Here is a 3,723-nt window from a genome sequence, read left to right as displayed (position 1 = left end):
ATCGCTCAAGCTTTTAAAATCCCAAGTGGTTCAATGAAAGACTCTCTTTTAATAGGTGATCATCTTTTTGCTAAAAAACTTGCTTATGGTGTTTCTATGCCGCATATTCCATTTTTAGAAGTCTCTATTATGCCATGGAGCGATAGCCTGCGTCTAATGGACGGCGATAAGCCAAAGCGTGGAGATATAGTTATTTTTAGACCACCTCATAACACTAAACAACACTTTGTTAAAAGATGTGTTGCACTACCTGATGATGAACTTTTTGTATCAAACAAAGACCTATATCTTCACCATGCACAAGGTGATGCGTGGATAGAGGAGAACTTTAAAGGGTATGAGATAATTACTTTTGCTGGAAAGCTTTGGGTAAAAAATCCATATACAAAAAATCATCCTGGAATTCATCATGATGAAAAGATTGTAAATAATGGCAGATACCCGATGCCAATTTTTAACTTTGCACCAATAAAAGTTGATGAAGGTTTCTATTTTATGATGGGTGACAATAGAGATCACTCAAACGATAGCCGTTTTTGGGGAGCGGTTCCTTATGAAAACATTGAAGGAACTCCTTGGTTTGTCTATTTTAGTATTGATGATAACTGGGAAATCAGATGGGATAGAATTGGTAAAACACCAACTGATTTGGAAGATGCAACTCATTTAGAAAAAGCTATTGCAGAGAGAATAGAACAAGATAAAGATGATCATGGAATCTATTGATTTACTAAAGATATTAACAGCTGTCTTATCTCTTGGCATAGCTATTATTGGGCATGAGATAATGCATGGCTGGGTTGCCTATATGTATGGCGACAGCACTGCTAGAAATGCTGGAAGATTATCTATAAACCCGATATCACACATTGATTTAGTTGGTACTATCCTTGTTCCAGCTTCTATGTACTTTTTACCTATGCTTTTTGGAGCAGATAGTGGCTTTTTATTTGGATGGGCAAAACCAGTTCCTATCAACATGTCAACTGTTGTAAAAAATGGCGGTTACAACGCTGCAATGCAAGTTGATTTAGCTGGAATCGTTTATAACTTTACACTTGCAGCTCTTGCTTCTGTAGTTATAGTTGGTATGAGTCAACCAACAAATCAAGACTCTTTGCTTTATATTTTTTCTTATATGCTTGTTTTACAGCTTTTAGTAATAAATGTGGTTCTTGGAGTATTCAACCTTCTGCCAATACCGCAGTTTGACGGTGCGCACTTTATTATGCACCTAAGTATGAAGTATAGAGTTGATTCCATTGCAGAGTTCTTTTATAAATATGAAAGATATGGAATAATTATAGTTCTAATAATTCTTATGACACCGCTTAAAAATTTTGTGCTACTCTTACCAGTACAGACTATTTTAGCTATGCTATTACCATAAAAGGAAGATGATGAAATTTTACATTGGAACAGACCACGCCGGTTTTGATCTTAAAAATTATACAGTTGAGCTATTAAAGGGCAAAGGTCATGAAGTTGTAGATCTTGGCCCTTTTTCTACAGATAGAGTTGATTACCCTGATTATGCCATTAAAGTATGTAACGCTGTTTTAGCAGATAAAGATTCTTTTGGTATCTTGATTTGTGGCTCTGGAATAGGCATGAGCATGGCTGCAAACCGCTTCACTGGCATTCGCGCTGCACTATGTCATGAAGCATACTCAGCTACTGTTGCTCGCGGACACAATGACGCAAATGTTCTTTGTTTTGGTGAGAGAATCATTGGAAGAGGCGTAGCTGAATCAGTCTTAGATGCTTGGATTGCAGGAAGTTTTGAGGGCGGTCGTCATAAAGAGAGAGTTGCAAAAATAGAAGCAATAAACGCTTAACTAGCCTACTTAAGGAAAAAATATGTTTTGGGAATGGTCACTTTTAACGCTCTTATCGATAATAGCTATATACTTCTTTGTAAAGATGTTCTATTTTAAAAGTATTACGAACAAAGAAAAAAGAAGTAACGACTTGATGAAGCTTACTCTTAAAGAAGCGGAGATACTTATAAGAAAGTATCAGATTCAACTTCAACGTGCCCTTGGTAATGTTGATATTTTGAGTGATGAGTTAACAAAGCTACGAAATGAGCTTAAAGTTTTAAAACAGAGAAATACTAAGCATAGACAAGAGACAGACCGTCTTAACAATAAAATTAAAGCATTAGAGAGTCGTATAGACGCTCTACTTTAGAGGATAAATTATGACATTAAGCAATTTAGAGAGAAAGATAATTGAAGGCTCAATTAGAGATATAAAAGATTTTCCAAAACCTGGCATCGTCTTTAAAGATATAACAACGCTCTTAAACAATGCAGAGGCTTTTGGCGTTACGATGAATCATCTTTATCAAAGATATAAAGAGTATAACTTAAACTATATTGCTGGAATTGATGCAAGAGGTTTTATATTTGGAGCAGCTCTAGCACAGATGCTTGGAATTGGTTTTGTGCCAATCCGTAAAAAAGGGAAGCTTCCATACACGACTATTAGTGAGAAGTATTCACTCGAATATGGCTTTGATGAAGTAGAAGTTCATCTTGATGCTTTTAGCGCTATCCCTAACGCTAGAGTGCTTCTTATCGATGATTTGATTGCAACTGGCGGAACTGCAAATGCTGCTGTAAAACTGATAAATCAAACTGGCGCAACGTGCGTAGAAGCTTGTTTTATCCTTTGCCTTAGTTTTTTAGATGGACATAAAAAGCTCCAAGATTTAACTGAAGTTTACTCTTTAGTAGAGGTAAAATAATGTACATTCCATCAGCTTCAAAATTTGATCCAAAAAATGGACATTTTGGAATATTTGGCGGTAGATATGTTCCTGAAACCCTTATGCCAGCACTTTTAAAGTTAGAGCAAGAGTATGAAAATATACGCTTTGACAAAGATTTCTGGAGTGAGGTAGATTACTATTTAAAAGATTATGTTGGTCGCCCTTCCCCGCTTTACTATGCAAAAAACATATCTGATGAGTTAGGTGCAAAGATTTATCTAAAGAGAGAAGATTTAAACCATACCGGAGCGCATAAAGTAAACAATGTTATAGCTCAAGGGCTTATGGCAAAGCGTCTTGGATACAAAAAAATCATAGCAGAAACAGGTGCAGGACAACACGGCGTTGCAACCGCTACTATCTGCGCACTCCTTGATTTAGAGTGTGAGATATTTATGGGCGCAAAAGACGTTGCTCGTCAAGAACTAAATGTTTTTCGCATGAAATTACTCGGCGCAAAAGTAAATAGTGTTGAGAGTGGAAGCAAAACTCTAAAAGATGCCATGAATGACGCAATCCGTCACTGGGTAACAAATGCAAGAGATACTTTTTATATCATTGGAACTGTTGCAGGCCCGCATCCATATCCTATGATGGTTAGAGATTTTCAAGCAATCATCGGTTATGAAGCAAGAGCGCAGATACTTGAAAAAGAGAACAGACTCCCTGACCATGTAATAGCATGTATCGGTGGTGGAAGTAATGCTATTGGGATGTTTCAACACTTCTTAGAAGATAAAGAAGTTGAGTGTATCGGTATAGAAGCTGGTGGACACGGCGTAGAAACATCTGAGCATGGATGTTCTCTTGAAAAAGGAAGAGCGGGAGTCCTTCATGGGCAGATGAGCTATCTTTTGCAAGATGAAGATGGACAAGTTCAAGAGGCATACTCTATCTCAGCTGGACTTGATTATCCAGGGATTGGGCCTGAACACTCTTTTCATTTT

6 protein-coding genes are annotated in these 3,723 nt (G+C 37.1%); all 6 read left to right on the top strand.

The window, feature by feature from the left end:
• The coding region (lepB, locus tag PHI38_RS09660; RefSeq protein ID WP_299855580.1) for a signal peptidase I at nucleotides 1-726 on the top strand (726 nt) is incomplete at its 5' end.
• Nucleotides 713-1,390 carry a site-2 protease family protein gene (locus PHI38_RS09655; RefSeq protein WP_299855578.1) on the top strand — a complete coding sequence of 226 codons (678 nt, stop codon included), beginning with the start codon at nucleotides 713-715 and terminating at the stop codon, nucleotides 1,388-1,390. The genes lepB and PHI38_RS09655, both read left to right, overlap by 14 nt.
• A gap of 10 nt (nucleotides 1,391-1,400) precedes the next feature.
• Nucleotides 1,401-1,838, top strand: a complete 438-nt coding sequence (gene rpiB / locus PHI38_RS09650; RefSeq protein WP_299855576.1) for a ribose 5-phosphate isomerase B — start codon at nucleotides 1,401-1,403, stop codon at nucleotides 1,836-1,838.
• Between the two features lie 22 nt (nucleotides 1,839-1,860).
• Nucleotides 1,861-2,193 (top strand): hypothetical protein, encoded by a 333-nt coding sequence (locus PHI38_RS09645; protein ID WP_299855574.1) that lies wholly within the window; start codon nucleotides 1,861-1,863, stop codon nucleotides 2,191-2,193.
• Nucleotides 2,194-2,203: 10 nt separating this feature from the next.
• Nucleotides 2,204-2,752, top strand: a complete 549-nt coding sequence (locus PHI38_RS09640) for an adenine phosphoribosyltransferase (RefSeq protein WP_299855572.1) — start codon at nucleotides 2,204-2,206, stop codon at nucleotides 2,750-2,752.
• Nucleotides 2,752-3,723 (top strand): tryptophan synthase subunit beta (gene trpB / locus PHI38_RS09635; RefSeq protein WP_299855570.1); only part of this gene is annotated, 972 nt, incomplete at its 3' end. The genes PHI38_RS09640 and trpB, both read left to right, overlap by 1 nt.

The organism is Sulfurimonas sp., assembly GCF_028694895.1.
Classification (GTDB): Bacteria; Campylobacterota; Campylobacteria; order Campylobacterales; family Sulfurimonadaceae; genus Sulfurimonas.
This window is presented reverse-complemented; position numbering and strand designations above follow the sequence as displayed.